The organism is Marinoscillum luteum, assembly GCF_044005705.1.
GTDB classification, from domain to species: domain Bacteria; phylum Bacteroidota; class Bacteroidia; order Cytophagales; family Cyclobacteriaceae; genus Marinoscillum; species Marinoscillum luteum.
On record NZ_JBIPKE010000020.1, the window covers coordinates 280,409 to 301,638 of the forward strand.

Sequence of the window (21,230 nt, forward strand, 5' to 3'; positions counted from 1 at the left end):
ACCTTTGTGAAAGCACTTCAGTAGTTCAAAACAATTGCAGAATACTTTTTGATCCACTATTGTCTTTCACGACTTCCCTATTGAAAGAAGAAGCAACAGGATACGCAGGCAATGTTTATTGCCCTTCTGTAAAAAACTTCAGCTGATTTTTGTAATACATAAGGTCTTCCAGTTCAATTTCCGCTGCTTGCAGTGCTTTTTCGCTGTATTTCACAGCTTCCTTTTTCTCACCTAATTTGAAAAGAAGGGATGCATAGCTATCGTAATAGGTGGCGCTCGGGTAACGATCCACCACACCTCGCATCCAGTTTTTGGCCTGGCTGAGGTGTGCCTCATCATCCACAAACAGATAAAATTTCCAGGCAAACTCGTTCAGCTGATCAGGATCCTCCACTTGCTGCTCCTGTACTACTTTTACTGCATTCTCAGCATACACCGGCCAGTTGGCTTTGAGGTCAGCCGCCTTCAGGTTCACCAGCGATTGCAACTCACCTTTCTTATCAAAATCCACTTCGGACATCAGCTGCCGTAGTGCCTGCGTGGCAAACAATGTGAGGTCCTCACCCTCATAGATGGCGATAAGCTGATCTAACATGACGTCATGGATCTTCTGATCTACGGTATCTTTTCCATACTTAAGCCCATACATGTCGTGATAGGCTATCAGGTACTGAAAAGGCTCGCTGTAAGGATCCGACACATTCAGGTTGATCATGGCCCAGGCACTCTCCTCCATCCATTTGGAATGGGGCAACTCTGAAAAAAACGTCTCCACCAGTTTCGTCCGATCTAGACAGGCGTCGGCCAGCATGAGCGAGTAGTCCACCAAAAAATCTAACGAACGCTCCCCATCCTCAAAATGCTGCTCCATTTCGGAAAGGCTACCAGCCCCAAGAGCGGCCCTGCCCAAGGTCATCAACTCATCAGTCTCTACAGCCCCGCATCCACGATGCACGACCTCTCCATTGCCATCCAGAAACAACAACACCGGAAACGAGCTCACTTCATACTCCTCGGCCAGCACAGCACCCGCTATATCCTCCATATCCATGCGGATATTGATGAAGTTGAAATTGAAAAAAGCACCAACCTCCCTATCCGTAAAAGTGTACTTCTCGAGAATCGCACAGGGCTGACTCCAGTCCGCATACCCCTCCAGAAAGATCAGTTTCCCGGACTTTTTGGATTGATCCAGTGCCTCAGCCCATGACAGATCGCTGAATTTCACCCCGCCCTGCGCAGCAGCGCAAAGGGTAATTAAAAGGACAAATGCAGAGAAAAAAAATGATTTACTCATAAGAAAGTATGTAATTTGAACCTAAAAATAAGTGAAATAAAGATAGCTCTCACACGCAATGTACATGAACGTAAAATATCTGATCTGCGCGCTTTTCCTAGGCTATGGGCTCACCACCCTGGCCCAATCTACCCACGAAGCTGAGATCCGCCAGTGGCAAAAAGAGCTCAATGAAGAGTTTTCTGATCCTGACAGCTCTCCATTGACAGCCAAAGAAATCAAGAAATTCAAAGGGCTGGAGTTTTACCCCATCAATGAGGCCTACCGCGTAGAAGCCACACTGGAAATCCTGCAAAATCAGCAGCCCTTTACCATCCCTACCAGCTCGCAGCAGCAAAAGGTATTTGTGAAGTACGCCATTGCTCGCTTTGAGCTCATGGGCCAGCCATTTGAGTTTCCGCTCTACCAGAGCCTGCAACTGCAGCAGTCTGAAGAATACAAAGACTATCTGTTTGCACCCTTCACGGATGAGACCAATGGATTTGAGACCTATGGCGGAGGCCGGTACATGGACCTGAGAATTCCCGAGGGCAATACCCTTGTGATCGATTTTAACAAAGCCTATAATCCGAGCTGTGCCTACAGCCCGAACTACAACTGCCCGATACCCCCACGCGAAAATGACCTGACGCTGGAAGTCAAAGCTGGTGTAAAGGCCTGGGAAGACCACTAAACATTGGTGTACTCCGGCTTACTCCAGTGAAGAGTTCGTATCATTGCAGCTGGATTTTTAGGTATAAAAGGGGCAATTGATGAAAATACACATAAAAACACTTTTTGGGCTGGAGGAGATACTGGCGGAAGAAGTCAGGAAAATAGGCGGGCAAAATGTGGAAGTACAGAAACGATCCGTCTCCTGCGAGGGTGACATGCACTTTCTCTACAGTGCCAACCTGAACCTGCGTACCGCTCTGAAGGTACTGGTACCGGTGTATAACTTCACGGCCCGCACAGAGCAGCAGCTCTACGACCAGGTGATGCGGCACGACTGGTCCAAATACCTGAACATCAACCAGACTTTTGCCATCGACAACACCGTGTTTTCAGAGTTCTTCAGACACTCTCAGTATGCCGCACTGAAGACCAAAGATGCTATAGTGGATCAGTTTAGAAACCGCACAGGTAAGCGGCCTTCCGTGGACATCAAAACCCCGGACATTCAGTTTGACCTGTATGGGTTCAAAGATCAGTTTACCATCTCACTTGATAGCTCTGGGGACACCCTGAACCGGCGTGGTTACCGTGAGCCGGGACATGAGGCTCCCCTCAATGAGGTGCTGGGCGCTGGCCTCCTCCACCTGGCAGGGTGGAACAAATCTATACCGCTGATCGACCCCATGTGTGGCACAGGCACCATCCTGATAGAAGCCGCAATGATGGGCCAAAACATTCCGCCACAGATCAACCGACATGATTTCGGGTTTAAAAACTGGAGCAACTTCCACCCTACCGTTTGGAACCAGGTGGTATCAGAAGCCAAAGCCGGCATCCGTAAGGCGCAGCTGAACATCACGGGGGGAGACATAGATGGTGATGCGGTACTGATGGTGAACAAATCGCTGCGAAAGTTTAAGCTCAGCGACTCGGTGACGGTAACCCGACAGGATGTACGGGATCACCGACCCAAAACACCCGATGGCATGATCATCAGCAACCCGCCCTATGGGGAGCGGATAGGCCGAGAAAACACCAACGACTTTTACAAATCCATAGGTGATGTGCTCAAAAACAATTTTGCGGGATTTGATGCATGGCTGATGAGCTCCAACATGGAGGCATTCAAGCACATCAAACTGAGGGCATCCAAGAAGATTGTGCTCTTCAATGGTCCACTGGAGTGTAAGTTTCAGAAGTACGAGATGTACAGGGGAAGTAAGGAGGAGCCTAAGTAATCTTACCACCTCTAAACACTACTGCGAGAAATGGGTTGTTGAAAGGGTAAACCAACAAACAATCTATGCAAGCCGACTCACTCGCCCAAGCCACCAAAAAGATGGCTCAGGAAATCACATCTGAAATGAAGGCTCCTGTGGAGCACATCACCGAGAAGGTGGATAGCTGGATGGATGGCTTTCTGTCCATGCTCCCCAACATGGCTGTGGCGCTGGTGCTCTTCATCATCTTTTTGATCTGTGCCAAAGCCTTTCAAAAGGTGTTTTTGAAGCTCTTCAGAAAGTCCTCTGAAAACCAGGCACTGGAAAACCTCTTTGGTACCATCGTCTACTACATTGTGCTGGGTACAGGTATTTTCATCATTCTGGGCGTACTCCAGCTGGACAAGGCCGTCACTTCGCTGCTGGCCGGTGTGGGGGTGGTGGGGCTGGCCCTCGGGTTTGCCTTTCAGGACATTGCCGCGAACTTTGTATCCGGTATCATCCTCGCCTTCAGGACACCCTTCCGCATAGGGGATATCGTGAAAATAGGTGATTACATGGGCGCCGTCAGTCGGACGAACCTGCGGGTGTCGGTGATCAGGACCTTTCAGGGTCAGGAAGTATACATCCCCAACAAAGATGTGCTGCAGAGTCCTATAGAGAACTTCACCATACTGGGGGAGCGCCGGATAGACCTGGCAGTGGGCGTATCCTATGGTGATGACCTGGAAAAGGTAGAACGCCTGGTAAAAGAAACCATCAGCAACCTGGAAGGTGTGGTACGAAAGGAGGACCTCATCTTTTCTTATACGGCTTTCGGGGATAGCTCCATCAACTTTGAGGTGAAGTTTTGGGTACATTACCCGGATCAGCCGGGGTATCTCATCATGCTGAGCAAGGCGATCAAAGCCATTAAAGGCGCGTTTGATCAGAATGACATCACGATACCATTCCCTATTCGTACGCTGGACTTTGGGATCAAAGGTGGAGAGAAGCTCTCCGCGATGCAGCTGAATACGGGCAATGCGCCGAGCTAGCCATTGGCTATGGAATGAATCGGCTGGCTGACTAGACGGGATGGTGGGCAGTGCCAGGGCAGGTGCGGACAGCCCGACTGGATCTGTAGAATTACTGTGGGGAGATTGCATTAAAAATGGATGGTGAGGTAGCAATCTGAAAACCTTATATATCTCAATCTAATTGATTGGCTACTTACCCTTCATTTTCTTTGCTTGCCCAAAGAAAACGAAGCAAAAGAAAAGGCACCAACGCAAAAAATCATTTTGACTCATCTGGTTAATGCTTTTTTTGGGGAGCTTTTTGGAGTCAAAATGATTCACGCTTGCCTTGGATGCCCCGCCCGCCTTTACGTCCCTACTTTTCCGAATTCAAAGTTGATTAATTCGGTTTTGCGAAAGATATAGTGATACCCCACATAAATATTGCTCGATCCCGACTATCGGCAGTGCTGGCCATAGGGGTTCTCTCCTAAAAATCCTTGTAATGGAATCATTTGAGGGGAGTAATATGTTACTATCTTTGCCGACCATTCAGTTAGAGAATGGGCTTACACTTGGGGTCGACCGGAATCGACAGGGAGTGTAAATGATACGCTTGCATGCAGGCGCATGGGATGAGCGCCTTGATCAATAGTTCCAAAACACATTTGGCGAATCTAATTACGCCATGGCAGCTTAATCATTACTTAAATGTGATGATTTACCAGGGTTGAGGCCAAAGCCTCCCCCTGCCACATCCCTCCAAGTCTCTGTCCTTTAGGCTGGAATAAGGGGTGTCGAACTTTAGGACTAGTGTGGGTGAGGCTACTAAGCCCATGCGAAACTCCAGTGGCTGGCAGGTTCGGTAGGTTGTTATTCACCGGCTGGCCTGCGAGATCAAACGAATAACTAAGCATGTAGAGGGTCTATTGTTTCCTTTGCTGGACGAGGGTTTGAAGATTCGGACCCATCTGCCAGGGATGGTAGATTAAAAATTGGGTGAATTGCAAGAAGCCTACGTATGAAAAGTCATATATGGTAATTTGCAGCCAAGCTTCAGGGAAGACTGAAGAAGGTTCAGAGACTAGGGACACTAAGGTGAGCCCACAGCGCCCAACACCTGGAACAGGTGATGACATAGTCCGATCCCAGAAGAAATTCTGGATAGATAAACTGCTTGAATCCTGTTAATTTCGATGAATGAATTGGAGTTATATCTCAGGATTTTTTGATGCTGATGGTTCTATTCAATTGAATAGGATACATAGAAATCAGCTCCCAAGCCCGGTAATGACCTTTCACAACAATGAACGAGTCATCCTGGAGCTTATCAAAGCGTTTATCTATGATGAGCTTAATGTAAACGGTACTATTGTTACCAAGAAGAAAGAAGGATATGCCGATCAGTTTGAACTTAGGTACTCTTACTTTTCAAAATTTAAGGCCATAGTTGGTGAGTTGGTTATTCATCACCCTCGGAAATTGAAGAGAATAGAGTTTATCCAAAAGTATCAAGGTCTGAGTAAGAGAAATGGTAAATATTCTAATCAAGAACTTGAAACAATAGCATTATTACTTAAGCAATGGGAATAGCGAATCCCTCCGACTCCACTCAAAAAAGCTCACCGAAACGGTGGGCTTTTTGTGTTTTAGGATCAAGCAGAATTCCTGTGGGGAGATTGCATTAAAGATGGATGGTGAATTAGCGACCTCTAAGAGTCACTCAGGCTTCTAGTATTCCGCCAAGCAACTAAGCCTCTTGCATTTGTTTGGTGGTATTCATCACTTTAGCATCTCTCATTTTAGGAGATGAGGTAATCTTAAGTTCATAAGGACGATTGAATGCCTCTTGTTTCATTTTAAAATGTTCAGAGAGCTTACGGATCACTTCTTTAGATAGGCCTTTCTTGTAATTCAAAATATCCGAAATCAGTCCTTTTGACACACCCAGCAAATCCGCTAAATTCTTTGCTTTCAAACTATGCTCCTCCATGAGTGAAATCAAAAGCGGCACGGGCTCTAAATGCTTCAGGCTGCTAGTCTCTTCATCATACTTTCTGATGAGCAGGGTGAGTAATTCTATTTCATCTTCTGACTCCTCAGATCCACTTGGATCGAAAACCAATTGCTGAAGTACTTCACAATACTCATTGTATTGCTCTCTGTTTTTTATGATTTTATACTTCAAAGTATCCATATCAAAAGATGCTAATTGTGTACTGCTCGTTTTTCTTACAGATCTTATCGTACTCGGCATGAGTTCCAATCCAACAAACAAATAAGTGGGCCATTCTCTTACCAAACGAATATTGACCGATTAATCGGTAGTTGTTTCCTCCAATGTTAAACACCACTCTGTTTGTTCCCTGACCTAACAGATCTGCTGAGTTATAAGTGGCTTTAATATCTCCAGGTTCGCCCCAATCTGCCCAACTTAATTTACGAAGCCACTGGTCAAATGTGGCTTTACTGCCAGCATACTTTTCTGTAAAATCAAGTATTGTCTTCTCTTTGATCAGATGAACCTGCATGTAAATTTACGAGTATGACGCTAGAATAGTTCACAAAACGTGAACTTTATTTAACTGGAATAAATCGGATTTCAGTACCGAATTTAACATAATCACTATAACCACCAATGGCTAGGTCTCCCTCCAAAACCTTGTCCTATCCACGAATCCAAAAAAGACGGCCATCTTTCCAAAAAAGACGGCCATCTTTTCTCAAAAGATGGTTATAGTTTTCCAAAAACATGGCCATGAAATAAAAAAAGGTGGTTAGGATTTACCCAATCGATGGTTATGGCCTCACAGAACTCAATGATCAGCGCTCAGGTCAACTCGGAGATCTTTGCTAATGATGTTTTTAGCCCCCTCACGAAAAAAACCTCCACACATTTCGTGTGAAGGTTTTTTGGCACCGATCAGATGCGTTCATTGAGAGATTCGCTTTCCTGGTTAGCTCACCTTCTCCGCCGTGTAACCTGCCTTTTCTACCACAGCGATCACCTCCGATTCAGAAGCACCGGCTGTCTCTACGGTCAGGATTTTGTTCGGATTCAAGATATCTACCTCCCACTTAGCTATGCCTTCGGCAGCATCCAAATGAGGAGTCACATTCGCAAGGCAGCCACTGCACTTGATCGTGGTTTTGAATTTTAATGTACTCATCGTTCTTTTATTTTGATTGTTTTAAACTTGATTCAAAGTTCGCGCCATCGGCGCGCGCTTATATTACACTTTTACCGCTTTGGGTTGCATCATTTCATCCATACTGTAGCACTAGCTTTTCGGATTGGGGAAAGCCAGAACACAGCAATACATACCCCTGCTCCACCTCATCATCCGGCAGGGCGTAGTTTGTTTTCATATTCAGTTGGCCGAATACCAACCTCACCTTACAAGCTCCACACATGGATTCTTTGCAGGAATGTGGCAGTCGGATCCCGGCATCCAGGGCCGACTTCAATACCGACTGGTTGCTCTCAGCCATAAAAGTAATCGGCTCACCATTGAAATCTTTGATCTCCACCTGCGTATAGGCCTCTGGTTTGTCATCCCGGCTTTCAATGCCTGGCATCCCCGAGAAGGCCTCCATTTTGATCTGGTCTGCAGACAGGCCAAGGATGGTTAAGGACTCTACCGAAAGATTCATGAGTGCTTCTGGTCCACAGATGAACACCTCGGGGTTTTCTTTCCAATAGGCATCCACGTACTTTTGAAAATCAAAACGGTTGAGCTTGCGAAAGACGGTGTTTTCCTGCTTCTCCAGGCCCGCATCCTCTGCAGACAGGAAGTGTCTCACCTCCAGTCTTCCGGTGTACTTTCGTTCCAGATGATCGAGCTCTTTCTTAAATATGATCGATTCTGAGCTTCGGTTGGCATAGAGCAGGGTGACCTGACTTTCGGGTTCCTGCGCCAATATGGATTTCATCATGGCATACAGGGGCGTGACACCACTGCCTCCGGCCACCATCAGCACCCTTCTTGCCACTCCAAAGGTGGTGGTAAACCGGCCATTGGGCGAGCTCACCGATACCTCATCGCCTGCGCGGAGTTGCTCCCCAATGAAATTGGAAGCCAGTCCACCCGCTACCTTTTTGATGGTAACGGATGGCGGCTCGCCAATAAACGAAGAAGAGGAAAATGAATATTGTCTTACTACTTCCTGACCATTGATCTGCAGGAAAAAATTCAAAAACTGACCAGGGAGATACTGCGCGATCGAAGGGGCATTTTCCAGCACCAGGGTATATGCCTCCCTGGTTTCCTGAATGATCCTTTCAATTTTGACTCGTGTTTTCATCACCTTTGAATTTAAATTTTGGATGCTTTCAGTCTAAGGCTATTGGCCACTACGGACACCGAGCTAAAGGCCATGGCGGCCCCCGCAATCATGGGATCCAACAAGAAACCATTGAATGGATACAAGACCCCAGCCGCAACCGGAATACCTATCAGGTTGTAAATAAACGCCCAGAAAAGGTTCTGGCGAATACCCATGACAGTCTTACTGGAGAGGTTGAGTGCTTTGGGAATGGACATCAGATCGGAAGTGATCAGAGTCATTTTGGCCACATCCATAGCAATGTCGGAGCCTTTGCCCATGGCAATACTGACATCCGCCTGCGCAAGGGCATGGGAGTCGTTGATTCCATCACCCACCATGGCCACCACTTTGCCCCGGGCCTGAAGTGCTTTCACGAAATCTGCTTTGTCCGAAGGCATCACTTCCGCTTTGAAATGCTGCAGTCCAACCTGCTCCGCCACGGCTGCAGCGGTTTGATGGTTGTCGCCGGTAAGCATATAGACCTCCACTCCTCTATCCTGCAGTGTCTGGATAGCTTGTCTGGAGCTGACCTTCACCTGGTCTGCAATGGCCAGTACTGCCAGCACCTGCTCTTCATTGGCAAAATAAATGACCGTTTTGGCGTCTTGCTGTAGTCGGCCAGCGGCCTGACTGAGCGGAAGGCTGATGCTGATGTTATGTTCATCTATTAGTTTTCGGTTTCCTACAAGGTACAAGACCTCTCCGGACACCGCGCTGGCACCCCGGCCGGTGATGCTTTCAAAGGCCTTTACCTCCGCTGGCTGTATGTTATCGGCCTTCAGTTTACTTACCACGGCTTCCGCCAATGGATGTTCAGAGACAGCCTCCAGACCTAGCAAAATTTGCATGGATCGATCCACGTTGCTTTCGCTGGTTCCCCAGATCATGTCGGTGACTACTGGCCTGCCTTCTGTGATGGTCCCTGTTTTGTCCAGGATCACGGCGTTTACTTTGTGAGCGAGTTCCAGGCTTTCGGCATCCTTGATGAGGATATTATGCTCTGCACCCTTTCCCACACCTACCATGATGGCCGTGGGAGTAGCCAGGCCAAGCGCACAAGGACAGGCAATGACCAACACGGCCACAGACGTCAGCAGTGCATGTGTAAAAGCGTCATCTCCACCCACTATCATCCAGGTAATGAAGGTGATGATGGAAATACCCATCACAATGGGCACAAAAATGCCGGCGATTTTATCGACCAGCTTCTGTACAGGAGCTTTGCTGCCCTGGGCTTCCTGTACCATCTTGATGATTTGCGAGAGCAGGGTCTCACCGCCTACTTTCTCAGCTCTGAACTGAAATGAGCTTTTTTGGTTGATGGTGCCGGCAAACACCTTGTCGCCCTTCGCCTTGGAAACGGCGATGGGTTCACCTGTGATCATACTCTCATCCACAAAAGATTCACCCCCGATCACTTCGCCATCTACCGGGATTTTCTCACCTGGCCTGACTATGATGGTATAGCCCACCTGAACTGATGAAATGGGGATCTCTACTTCCTCTCCATCAATCAAAGCCTTCAGGGTTTTCGGCTGAAGTCCCATGAGCTTTTTGATGGCTGATGAAGTATTGGATTTTGCTTTTTCTTCGAGCAGTTTTCCCAACGAAATAAAAGTGATGATCACCACCGCCGCTTCATAGTACACATGCGGATGGATGCCCCTACTGTGCCAAAACTCTGGAAACAGGGTATTGAACAAGCTGTAAATAAAGGCTATTCCTGTACTCAGAGCCACCAAAGTATCCATGTTGGCTTTTCCATGCCTGGCTTGCTTAAATGCATTGATGAAGAAGGTTCTCCCAAACCAAAAAAGGATGGGTATGGTGAGCGCCAGTGATATCCACCTTCCCTCGGTCCATTCCATAAAGAACATCCCAATGATGAACACAGGAAGTGTGAGCAAGGCAGACCAGATGGTTCGCTTTTTCACGTCCTGATAATGCCTCTGCTGAAGCTCCTGCTGCTTTGCTGAAGGATCGTCCTCCCCCACAATGAGGTCATAACCGATGGATTGGACCGCCTGACGCAGGGTTTCCTGAGTGATTGAATCTTCATACTCCACCAAAACCGAATTAGTAGCGAAGTTGACACTCGCTTTTTTCACACCCGGAGTGTGACTGATCATGGACTCCACACTGGAGGCACATGCTGCACAGGTCATCCCGGTCACCGGAAAGCTTTCCTTGATGACCTGATGAGATGTCGCGGATGATTTTTCTATTACCGTTTCCATTTTATATTGTTTTTACTCTGCAAAATTATTCAGCCGGGGTGGTGCGATTGTTATAGAATTCCGGCTATGGGTTACACCTTTTCATTGGAGTGATCCGGCACTATCAGGCCCTTACTCCTCTGAATCTGCTTGAAATGAGAAGGATTGAGGCCGGTCACCTTTTTGAATTGGGCAGAAAGGTGATGAGCACTGCTGTATCCTCTTTCGTAAGCGATCTGTGAGAGAGACTTGCCGGTGTACACCAGGGATTCCTTGACTACCTCTATCCGCTTTTCGATGTGATACTTTTCAATGGACTTCCCTTCCATTTGTGAGAACAGCTCACTGAGCGTGTCGTAGTTCTGCATGAAGTGCCGGGACAGACTTTCGGAGAGGGTAACACCCTGCTCACGGCCACTTCCTGCTGCTATCCACTGGTGAATGAATTCGCGGATTTCAAGAAATCTGGTCTCCCTCTTATCAGAAACCAGCTCAAACCCCAGCCCTGAGAGGATGGACCGAACTGTTGTTTTCTGCGGATCGTCTATAGGCTTGCAGAAGGTGACCTTCCCCAGGGAAATATCCCTGATAAACATTCCTGCCTTTTGCAGGCTTTCCCGGATGGTGTAAATGCAGCGACTGCAAACCATCCCTTTGATATTGACCTGAGAGCTTTCCATCGTTCCAATTTTTAATCAAAATTGGGGACGATCGGGATTGGATGCATTACACAATCACCCGGAAGGCTTACATGATTATATGATCTGATCCAGTGATTTTCTGGATTGGGTATGTTGAATACTTTTCTTGAATTCGGTGGGTGATAACCCGATGATCTTTTTGAATTGATTGGACAGGTGAGCCACACTACTGAAGCCCATCTTGTAAGCAATTTCCTTCACTGACAGCTCGTCGTAAAACAGAAACTCCTTCACTTTTTCCATCTTTTGGCGAATGATGTACTGCTCCAGCGTGATCCCTGCCATGCCTGAAAACAGGCTACTGAGATAGTTGTAGTCGTAATGGAGCTGATCCGACAGGTAAGCCGACCACTGAATGTTGGTATCGTAGGGATCACGATGATGAATGGTGTCAATCACCAGGGTCTTGATCTTCTCCAGTAACTGTACTTTACGATCGTCGATTCGCTCAAAACCATTTTTGGCCAGCAGGTCATCCAATTGCTTCAACTCATCTCCGGATAGCTCTTTTTTGAGTTTCACCTCCCCCAAATCAACAGATAAAGGCTCTACCCCGATTTGTTCAAAAGCCTGTCTGACCACCATGACGCAGCGGGGGCAAACCATGTTTTTGATATGTAGCTGAGGGATTTCCAAGGTCATTCCAAATTGCATAGTTAAGGTAAGAAAATAGATGGAGGAATGCTATGAAGACTGCTAACTTCATCGTAGCAACTAAAACCTTCCATCATTTTCACAAATCTATGGATTAAAGCAGTTGAGTGATGAAGTGATTTACCAGTCCGAATACTGAGCTGATCACTATCCAGGTGATCATGTTCAGTTTAAATCGGTACATCGCCACAAATGAAACCACCACCCATCCTAAAATCGGGTAGTCAATTCCTCCTAAAGTCATTTCTTCGGGAAACACTATGGCCTTACCCAGATAGATGGTCAGGTTAAGAATCACTCCTACCACTGCTGCTGTCACCAGTGTCAAGGCTTGTTTGATCTTCTCATTTTCGCGTGTTTTTTCTATAATGGGCGCCCCGGCAAAGACGAAAAGGAAACATGGAACAAATGTGTAAAAAGTCGTGGCCACCAGCCCTAATGCCCCCATCAACACAGAGCCGTCATAGTGGTTGTATCCTGCCATAAAACCAACAAATACCAACACCATAACCAACGGGCCCGGCGTGGTTTCACCAAGTGCCAGGCCATCAATCATTTGGAGTTCGGTCAGCCAATTGAGTTGCTCCACACTTACCTGTGCTACATAGGGCAACACTGCATAAGCTCCACCAAATGTGACGAATGCAGCCTGTGTAAAAAAGAGTGAAAGCTGCTTCCAAAAGGAAAAATCACTACTGAACAGGTAAAATAGTCCGATGGGAATCACCCATAGCAAAGCCGCCGCGAACACCTGCCTAACCAACCTTCCAATTTTAAAACCGGCATCAGGCAAGAAATGATTGCGGTTGATAAAGTACTGCTCCTCATCCTTTGCCAGTTGCTCTTGTGCAGAAGTGGTCTGCTTAAACAGCGATGGAAGCATTCTGCGTACCACAAAAGACAACAGCAAAGCTCCAATGATGATATATGGAAACGGGGTATTAAAAAAGAACATTAGCACAAAGGCCATTCCTGCCAGTAGAAAGTGAAAGGTGGTATGCAATGACTTAGTGCCGATTTTTATCAGCGCCAGAATGACAATGGCCATTACCGCCGGCTTCAATCCACTAAACATGGCATATACCCAGGGGATATTGCCATAAGTAGCATATAAAGCCGATAGTCCACATAAGATAAACATGGAAGGAAGCACAAAAAACACACCCGCTACGAGCCCCCCTTTAGTACCGTGCAGCAGCCAGCCTGTGTAGGTAGCAAGCTGCTGAGCTTCAGGTCCAGGCAATATCATGGTATAATTTAGCGCATGGAGAAAACGACTTTCTGAAATCCATTTCTTCTTTTCAACCAGAAATTCGTGCATGATGGCAATCTGACCTGCCGGGCCACCAAAGCTGATAAATCCAAGCTTCAACCAGAACCAGCATGCTTCTTTAAATGACGGTTTTTTTAGATGATCCATTGATAATTGATTATGGCTATTTACCCTCTATAACCACGTCCTTATTGTTTTATCTGGCCAATGTTAATAAACAGTGTTGAATCGGGGGTTAGATATGGAGCATTTCACAATGGAAAAAAGAAAATGGACTGGCACCGGACGAAGAAGTAACTACTGAGTCATTAACTGCCGGTTTTCAGGGTGCGTTCCGCACGGCTGCCGTCATCGGTGCTCTATCCCTCAAACAACTCCTTTCTGGGCTCATACTGATTTTCAAATATCGATTCTCAAAGTCAATTAAATCAAACTCAACTTGAATAATGATCCACTCACCGATTATTCCCCAATCTCGGTACACCACTCTATTTATTTGCAATATGTTAAATCTCGTAAGTCCTCAGAAATGTTAGTGGGACTAAGTGAAACACTTAATCTTCAGAATGGGTATTTCCCTGTGTTCTCAAACAATCCGAACCTCTAAATTTACTTATCATCCAAAAATTCATTCGCCAATGAATAGATTCAACAAAACGGCTGCCATCAGGGTGATAGACATCCTGATCGGCACTATGATTATTCTCACCATTGTGATCACCTTCCTGGAGAAAGGTCCTTCCTGACATATGTTGACGTCCGGCTACTCTAAAGCGCCAAAGAACATTAATCAGCATCTCAATAAAATAAATATTCCAATTGACCATAAGTCACCTTCATTTTCTTTAATTTATTACAAAAAACGCATTTACTAAATCATGTTTCCCAAACCGCACACCCAACATCCATTTTGAACCGCTCTTGTTTTAATCTTTAAATTCTGCATAATCGGAATTGAAACGCCTCGCTAAACATAACCTCATTAATTATCTCCAGGGAATCTTTGATCACTCCCTCCATGGTATCGCCATGGTGGATGATTCTGGCGTACCATTTCTTGTCAATGCCAGACTTTGTCAAATTATAGGTTATTCAGAAACCGAGCTTACCTCTATGAGCTTTGGCCAATTCACTCATCCTGAGGACGTGGACAGAGACCTTAAACTTTTTGAACAACTCAGAAAAAATGAAATAGATCATTACTCAATTGAGAAAAGGTACATCTCGAAAGCAGGCCATGTGACACCTGTGAAAATACACGTGACACCTGTGAAAAGTACCAAAGAAGACCCATGGCATGCCATTGCACTGATAGAAGATATTTCCCGACAAAAAAAAGCAACCCAGAAAATAAAGGCTGCGGATCAGCGGGCAAAAGACCTGAACAACCTCATGGAGGAAACCTGGGAAATCGCCAAAATTGGCTCCTGGGAGGCGAATCTGGAGACCAAAGAAGTTATTTGGAGTAAGCCCGTCTATAAAATCCATGGTGTACCCCTCGGAGAAGCTATAGATATGGATAAGGCATTTGGTTTTTTTCACCCGGACTATAGAGCCGTAGCCCAGGAAATCATCGCCAAATGTATAGAAGCAAAAGAAGCCTGGAATATTGATCTCAAAATAATCGCCAGGGACGGTGCTGGAAAATGGGTAAAAACGATTGGCCAACCTGTTTTCCACAATGATATAATGCTAGGGCTAAGAGGGATCCTCCAGGACATCACGGAGGTGAAAGAAGCCAACATTAAGTTGGCGCTTTATAATTCAACACTCGAAGAAACAGTCAGCGAACGTACCAGACAACTTGAGAATGTCAATAAAGAGCTGGAGGCCTTTGCCTACTCCGTATCACACGATCTGAGGGCGCCACTCAGAGCCATTGACGGGTTCTCCAATGCCCTGACTGAGGACTACCTGGATATTCTTCCAGATACAGCCCAACGCTACCTGACCCGAATTTCTGACAACAGTACCCGAATGGGTAAACTCATTGATTCGCTACTCAGCTTCAGCAGGCTCTCCCGGTCCCAGACATCATTTCAAAGTTTCGGACTGGAGGAAAGAATCGATTCAATTATCCACAGCATTGACCCACCCATACATTGTAAAATCACAAAGGAAAATCTGGGTGATGTCTATGGAGACCGCATGCTCCTTGACCATGTTTTTCAAAACCTACTTTCCAATGCCATCAAATATTCATCCCGGGAAAGTGCCCCCAAAGTTCACATTAAGCAGATCTCTCATCAAGATTCGGATGAAATCATCATTTCCGATAATGGAGTAGGATTTGATATGGCATACTACGACCAACTATTTAGTATTTTTCAAAGACTCCATACCGAAACGGAATTTGAAGGATCAGGAGTAGGTCTCGCACTGTGCCAAAAAATCATATTGAAACACCATGGTAAGATATGGGCTGAAAGTAAAGTCGGAGAAGGCAGCACTTTTTGTGTGTCGCTACCCAAGAAAAGTATTGATAATCAATTATATTAGATAAAGCCATTGCCATGGATATAAGAGAAAATCAATGCGATACAGTGGTTCTGGTAGAAGATAACCCTGACGATGCAGAGCTGACCATGAGGTCTCTCAACTCATTGCAACTCGGCAATCAGATCATTTGGCTGAAAGATGGAACAGAAGCCATTAACTATCTTTTTGACCAACAGCCAGGCCAATCACGTAGAGTATCTAACCGACCTAAACTCATCCTACTGGATCTCAAGCTCCCAAAAGTAAATGGTATTGAGGTTTTGAAAAGAATAAAGTCAGATGATCAGATGAAAACTGTACCCGTGGTGGTAATGACTTCATCTAATGAATCTGTGGACCTAAAGACTTGCTATGAGCTCGGTGTGAACAGCTTCGTCACCAAGCCTATCAATTATCAAGAATTTATAGAAGCCACCAAAAATATTGGCTTATACTGGCTACTGGTCAATCAGGTGCCTAATTAAGCGTTATTACTTCTTAAGTAAATCTGTTATGAAGATCCTTTATTTAGAAGACAACACCAGTGACTATGAGCTACTGGACCTGTCTCTACAGAAAAGTAATCTGGAGTTTACCCTAGATCGTGCTGAAAACAAAGCACAATACCAGAAAGCCCTGGAAACCCCTTATGATATTATCATTTCGGATTATAACCTGCAGGGTTTCACAGGTACTGATGCGCTCAAAATGCTTCGAGAAAAAGACCAATCCATTCCATTCGTGGTGATTTCGGGCACTGTTGGGGAAGAGCAGGCCGTCTCTCTGCTTCACTACGGCGCCAGCGATTTTTTACTGAAGAAGAATGTAAAAAAACTACCCATCATTATCGAAAGAGTACTCAGAAATAAGATGATTGATGACGAGCGCCGAAACTTCCAAAAGGAGCTTATTAATAAAAACCTCATCCTTGATTCACTTTTTAATAGTTTCGAGGACATGGTATTCCTGAAAGATACCAATGGCACTTACCTGAAAGTCAACACCGCTTTTTCACGATTTTTCGGATTTACCGAGAAGGCCATCCTGGGAATGACAGATGGAAACCTATTCGACAAAAACATTGCTGATAAGGCACAGGAAACTGACCAGCACGTCCGGAACAACAAACTCTCCATCACCTACGAAATACTATTTACGGGCACAGATGGCACCAACAGAATACTGGAAGTGGTGAAATACCCGGTGCTGGATGGCGATGTGGTCACGGGAGTGGTAGGCTCCTCCAGAGACATTACCGAACGAAAAATGCTGGAAGAAAAAAATGCCAAAAGCCAGTACATCCTCAACCAGGCCGAGCAGCTCACCTATTCAGGAAGCTTTCAGTACGATTCGGAAGTGGATATACTTAGCTGCTCCCCTCATTTTGTGAAGATGATGGGTATATCAGGAAATATCAACAAAATCTCTCTGATGAAATTTTTGGGGCTGGTCTATAAGGATGACCACAAGATTTTCAATGACGAAATAGACAAAGTGCTGGATAAAAAAGTCACTGTCACCATTGATCACCGATACATCCCTAATGGCTCCAAACAGATAAGATATGGCCGGACTACCATTAGCCCAGACTACAGTACCGGCAATGCCAGCATCTTCTACGGCACCATTGTGGATACCACCTCTGACTATGAAAATGACATGGCGCTGCTCAACATTCAGGAGCTGGAAAGAAGCAACATTGCCAATGAGCTCCATGACAACCTTGGTCAGAAAATGAGCGCTTCAGCACTTTTTCTGGATGGCCTGGTGTCTAAATATCCCGAAGACACTGAGCTCACCAAAGTGGCTAATATGATCAATACCTCCCTCACGCAAATCAGATCCCTCTCCAATACGCTTTCGCTGAGCAGCATCAAGGAGATGGGGTTGGAGGATTCACTGAGACAGCTTCAGGATCAGATTCCTCTCTCCATAGAGTTTGAGCTTCATTACTCTGTAGACGAGAGTTCTATCTCTGAGTTTATCAGTACCCAGACGTTTCGCATCATTCAGGAAGCCATCAATAATATTCAAAAACACAGTGAAGCCAAAAGGATAGAAATAGACATTGCCCAGGCCCAAAGTGTGATTACGCTCAAAATCAGAGACAATGGCAAAGGCTTTGACATCAATGCCGGAGTGAGGGGTAATGGCATTCGAAACATGGAGCAAAGAGTAAAAAAATGCAATGGACTGATCCATATAGATTCAAAAATCAATGAAGGAACCTTTATTGACATTAAACTCCCAATTAAATAACGCCAAAATGAAAACTACCATACTTCTAGTAGATGACCATGATATGATCCGTGACGCCATAAAGTTCTACTTTAAGGATGATCCTGACTATGAAATATGTGAAGAAGCACAAAATGGACTTGAGGCTCTGGAGATACTCAAAACAAAGAAAATAGACATCCTGCTCACTGACATCAATATGCCCGAAATGAACGGCATAGAGCTGATGGAGAGTGTACGACAAAATCACAAAGACCTGAAAGTACTGGTGCTCTCTATGATTAACGAGGCTAGTTATATCAATAAAATGATTGCGTTGGGAGCCTCCGGATATGTCCTGAAAAACACCTCTAAGTCAGAAATGCGCGATGCCCTGAATAAGATCATGAAAGGTGAGGACTACTATGCAGATGCGGTGTACAAAACCATTGTTAATAGCATAGCCCGTAAAGCCCCCAAACAAAGGCTCACCATCGATGTGCCTCTTTCGGAAAGAGAGCGTGAGATCCTCCTGCTGATCGTCAATGAATATACCAATCAGGAAATTGCCGACAAGCTTTTCATCAGCACCCGTACCGTAGAGTCACACAAGCGAAACCTATTGGAAAAGACAGGTTGCAAGAATGTGGCTGGTTTGGTGATGTACGCCGTAGAGCGAAACATCGTTTAGAGCGTTTTCCTCCAATGTGTGGGGACAATACTTCATATTTAAGGGCTATTATATACTTTAAAAATCCTGTGTGAATCACGCAGGATTTTGCGTAAATAACCCAATTATTTCTTTGCGTGAGATGCTCTAATCTAAGACTCTCGGTTTTCTGAGCTTTGTTTTATCATTTGGAACTAACCCCAACAGAAAATGAAAAAGCTAGCCGTAATCGCACTCACCATTCTTTTCATCCACACCTTAAGTGCCCAGGACATCACTGCCCGGACATACATAGAAAAAACGGTAGTTGCCAGCAAATTGGGAACTGCCATAGGTTACATCTTCCCATGTAATGTAGAGGTGGGAGGATTCTACCAAAAAAATGCCGAATTCATGAATGGCCATGAAATTACCAAAAGGTTTTATGAAAAGGAATTTGCTGGAATGTACCTCAACCTGCCGCTGAAACACTACCGAAAAATCAACTTTGATCTGAATATTCGTACCGGAGCTGTGAATGGAAAAAACTTTGCCATCACTCCATCACTCCTAGGATCCTATAGGCCCGTAAAAGCCATCAAAATGGGGGTTGGATTGGGCACCAGGATGTTTCGCCCCACCTTACAAGCCGCTTTATCCATAAGGCTTAGTAAGCTCCATTGAGTCACACCTCATCCTACACCGCCCAAAATTTACATCAACCTAACCAGCAGACAAATTATGAACCTCATCACCACCAGTCCTAAGTACAAAAAGGATGAAAATTTATTCAGCATCAAATTTGTAGAAAACCACAACCTACTCATTATTAAGGGATGGTCCATTACACCTGAACTCAACACCTACTATCAGGCTACCCGGGAGGGCATCATACAACACCTGACTATCAATAAAGGGCTGACCATTTATTTCTCCTACGAACTATTGCATTCTGTAACCACAAGGTTTCTTTATAACATCGTCCAAATCCTCAACCAATTTCACGTTCTTGGAAAGCGTGTAAAAATCTATTGGGTTATTGATCAATATAATGAGCAACTGATCGAACTAGGAACCGAACTGAAAGCACTTAGTCATTTCAGCTTTGACCTGTCTCTTCCAAGCACCACCCTCTCTTCTCTGCTGGACTAACTTCAGCACATCTCTTCTCATTGGCGCTATTATTAACGCCTCACCTCTTTAGCGTAATGATCTCCCTTTGAGGGACATCATATGTACAATATCTCTAAGACCTTCCCTGCCCATTCCAAGGCTCCCAATCAAAACAGTGTAGGTAAATTATCCTGCGCGAAACACACATCTCATTATGTGTATAACCCAATATTCCAATTCAGTGACTCACTCTAACACAGGAGCCCCCCTTGCCCCAACTTTGCTTCATCATTAAATATTTAACCGCTGAACAAATGAAAAAACTAATTACATTCTCAATCGCCCTATTATTAGCCCAGGCTATTTATTCACAAGACATCACTACCAAGTCCTACATTGAGCAAACTCAGGTTGGAAACAAATTGGGAACCGCAATAGGTTACACCTTTCCATGCAAAGTGGAAATAGGTGGCTTCTATCAGAAAACCGCCGACTTCATGAATGCTCAGGAAATCACTGAAAGATTCTACGAAAAAGAATTCACCGGCATGTATGTCAACCTGCCCCTGAAGCACTATGGTAAACTCAATTTTGACCTGAACATCCGGACTGGGGCGGTCAATGGACAAAACTTTGCCATCACACCATCGATACTGGGATCTTACAGTCCCGTCAAAGCCATCAAATTAGGCCTGGGGCTTGGCACCAGAATGTTTCGGCCTACACTACAAGCCTCTATTAGCATCAAAATCAGCAAATTTCAATAAGAACCTCAGTACTCACACTGCTAAAACAAAGAATCATGAACGCTTACTCACTCTCTCCATCAATCAACGAAGTATCCCCCACCACAAATAGCAACCGAAAACTGCTCAGTATTAACTTCCTTGAAAACAAAAGTCTGCTCATCATCAAAGGGTGGTCATTGACACCTGAACTCAGAACGGTCTATTCAGTGATCCTCGAGGAAATCCAAGACCACCTGGCTGTAAACGAAGGCATCACTATCAACTTTGAATATAAAATCTTTAATGCCTTCACGGCACAGTTTCTATTCAAAGCCATCAAAACATTGAATCAAGCCAAAGCTCAGAGCAAGCAAGTCAACGTCAACTGGATTGCGGAAAAATACAACACAGAGATCTACGAAATGGGAATGGACCTTAAGGAACTTTGTGAGTTCGATTTCAATGTGAATCTGAAACATCACACCATTTCCCCCTCTCTCAACTAATTTAAAAAAGTGTCCTCGAAACAGGGCCCTAATCAGCGGTGATTTGGAAAGGCAGCTCTCGGGCTGCCTTTTTGCGTAAAGCCCATCGCTTGGGGTCACACTAGCAAGTGTGGTCTGCCCCCTATCGCTCCTCTCTAGCACTATTATCTTCAAAAAACATGCATTTCGCCTACCTCATACCACTATAGGTAAATCGT

Annotated in this window: 21 protein-coding genes and 1 other RNA gene; 13 read left to right on the forward strand and 9 right to left on the reverse strand. The window is 45.3% G+C overall.

Annotated elements, in window-relative coordinates; genetic code table 11:
* Positions 1-115: 115 nt before the first annotated feature.
* Positions 116-1,297 (reverse strand): thioredoxin family protein, encoded by a 1,182-nt coding sequence (locus ACHKAR_RS19160; protein ID WP_395419000.1) that lies wholly within the window; start codon positions 1,295-1,297, stop codon positions 116-118.
* A gap of 64 nt (positions 1,298-1,361) precedes the next feature.
* On the opposite strand from ACHKAR_RS19160, the gene ACHKAR_RS19165 reads away from it, so the two are divergent.
* The 5 genes from ACHKAR_RS19165 (at position 1,362) to ACHKAR_RS19185 (ending at position 5,762) form a co-directional block, all read left to right on the forward strand.
* Positions 1,362-1,970 (forward strand): DUF1684 domain-containing protein, encoded by a 609-nt coding sequence (locus ACHKAR_RS19165; RefSeq protein WP_395419001.1) that lies wholly within the window; start codon positions 1,362-1,364, stop codon positions 1,968-1,970.
* A gap of 79 nt (positions 1,971-2,049) precedes the next feature.
* Positions 2,050-3,189 (forward strand): THUMP domain-containing class I SAM-dependent RNA methyltransferase, encoded by a 1,140-nt coding sequence (locus ACHKAR_RS19170; protein WP_395419002.1) that lies wholly within the window; start codon positions 2,050-2,052, stop codon positions 3,187-3,189.
* Positions 3,190-3,254: 65 nt separating this feature from the next.
* Positions 3,255-4,208, forward strand: a complete 954-nt coding sequence (locus ACHKAR_RS19175) for a mechanosensitive ion channel family protein (protein WP_395419003.1) — start codon at positions 3,255-3,257, stop codon at positions 4,206-4,208.
* A gap of 545 nt (positions 4,209-4,753) precedes the next feature.
* Positions 4,754-5,120: a transfer-messenger RNA gene (gene ssrA / locus ACHKAR_RS19180) on the forward strand.
* 249 nt (positions 5,121-5,369) lie between these two features.
* Complete coding sequence (locus tag ACHKAR_RS19185) at positions 5,370-5,762, forward strand: LAGLIDADG family homing endonuclease (RefSeq protein ID WP_395419004.1); 393 nt, start codon at positions 5,370-5,372, stop codon at positions 5,760-5,762.
* A gap of 157 nt (positions 5,763-5,919) precedes the next feature.
* Here the strand turns inward: ACHKAR_RS19185 and ACHKAR_RS19190 are convergent, their stop codons facing one another.
* From ACHKAR_RS19190 to chrA, 8 genes are all read right to left on the reverse strand, one after another.
* A complete protein-coding gene (locus tag ACHKAR_RS19190; protein WP_395419005.1) occupies positions 5,920-6,366 on the reverse strand; it encodes a helix-turn-helix domain-containing protein in 447 nt (148 codons plus the stop codon).
* Position 6,367: 1 nt separating this feature from the next.
* Entirely contained in the window at positions 6,368-6,700 is a 333-nt protein-coding gene (locus ACHKAR_RS19195; protein WP_395419006.1) for a type II toxin-antitoxin system HigB family toxin, read from the reverse strand.
* A gap of 426 nt (positions 6,701-7,126) precedes the next feature.
* On the reverse strand, positions 7,127-7,339 hold the full coding sequence (locus ACHKAR_RS19200; protein WP_395419007.1) for a heavy-metal-associated domain-containing protein: 213 nt from the start codon (positions 7,337-7,339) through the stop codon (positions 7,127-7,129).
* Between the two features lie 94 nt (positions 7,340-7,433).
* Complete coding sequence (locus tag ACHKAR_RS19205; protein ID WP_395419008.1) at positions 7,434-8,474, reverse strand: 2Fe-2S iron-sulfur cluster-binding protein; 1,041 nt, start codon at positions 8,472-8,474, stop codon at positions 7,434-7,436.
* 11 nt (positions 8,475-8,485) lie between these two features.
* A complete protein-coding gene (locus ACHKAR_RS19210; RefSeq protein WP_395419009.1) occupies positions 8,486-10,735 on the reverse strand; it encodes a heavy metal translocating P-type ATPase in 2,250 nt (749 codons plus the stop codon).
* Between the two features lie 71 nt (positions 10,736-10,806).
* Entirely contained in the window at positions 10,807-11,394 is a 588-nt protein-coding gene (locus ACHKAR_RS19215; RefSeq protein WP_395419010.1) for a helix-turn-helix domain-containing protein, read from the reverse strand.
* A 75-nt stretch (positions 11,395-11,469) separates the two neighbouring features.
* A complete protein-coding gene (locus tag ACHKAR_RS19220) occupies positions 11,470-12,057 on the reverse strand; it encodes an AraC family transcriptional regulator (RefSeq protein WP_395419011.1) in 588 nt (195 codons plus the stop codon).
* 106 nt (positions 12,058-12,163) lie between these two features.
* The gene (gene chrA / locus ACHKAR_RS19225) at positions 12,164-13,489 is read right to left on the reverse strand and encodes a chromate efflux transporter (RefSeq protein ID WP_395419012.1); all 1,326 of its coding nucleotides are present in this window, start codon (positions 13,487-13,489) and stop codon (positions 12,164-12,166) included.
* An 807-nt stretch (positions 13,490-14,296) separates the two neighbouring features.
* Here chrA and ACHKAR_RS19230 point away from each other — a divergent pair.
* From ACHKAR_RS19230 to ACHKAR_RS19265, 8 genes are all read left to right on the forward strand, one after another.
* Entirely contained in the window at positions 14,297-15,841 is a 1,545-nt protein-coding gene (locus ACHKAR_RS19230) for a PAS domain-containing sensor histidine kinase (RefSeq protein WP_395419013.1), read from the forward strand.
* Between the two features lie 14 nt (positions 15,842-15,855).
* A complete protein-coding gene (locus ACHKAR_RS19235) occupies positions 15,856-16,305 on the forward strand; it encodes a response regulator (protein ID WP_395419014.1) in 450 nt (149 codons plus the stop codon).
* A gap of 28 nt (positions 16,306-16,333) precedes the next feature.
* Positions 16,334-18,079 (forward strand): hybrid sensor histidine kinase/response regulator, encoded by a 1,746-nt coding sequence (locus tag ACHKAR_RS19240; protein WP_395419015.1) that lies wholly within the window; start codon positions 16,334-16,336, stop codon positions 18,077-18,079.
* 7 nt (positions 18,080-18,086) lie between these two features.
* Positions 18,087-18,728: a response regulator transcription factor gene (locus tag ACHKAR_RS19245; protein WP_395419016.1), complete on the forward strand. Its 642-nt coding sequence runs from the start codon at positions 18,087-18,089 to the stop codon at positions 18,726-18,728.
* Between the two features lie 189 nt (positions 18,729-18,917).
* Positions 18,918-19,370 (forward strand): hypothetical protein, encoded by a 453-nt coding sequence (locus tag ACHKAR_RS19250; RefSeq protein WP_395419017.1) that lies wholly within the window; start codon positions 18,918-18,920, stop codon positions 19,368-19,370.
* A 57-nt stretch (positions 19,371-19,427) separates the two neighbouring features.
* A complete protein-coding gene (locus tag ACHKAR_RS19255; RefSeq protein ID WP_395419018.1) occupies positions 19,428-19,838 on the forward strand; it encodes a SiaC family regulatory phosphoprotein in 411 nt (136 codons plus the stop codon).
* A 275-nt stretch (positions 19,839-20,113) separates the two neighbouring features.
* The gene (locus ACHKAR_RS19260) at positions 20,114-20,566 is read left to right on the forward strand and encodes a hypothetical protein (RefSeq protein WP_159581427.1); all 453 of its coding nucleotides are present in this window, start codon (positions 20,114-20,116) and stop codon (positions 20,564-20,566) included.
* 35 nt (positions 20,567-20,601) lie between these two features.
* Positions 20,602-21,033, forward strand: coding sequence for a SiaC family regulatory phosphoprotein (locus tag ACHKAR_RS19265; RefSeq protein WP_159581429.1), 432 nt, complete (start codon positions 20,602-20,604; stop codon positions 21,031-21,033).
* Positions 21,034-21,230 lie beyond the last annotated feature (197 nt).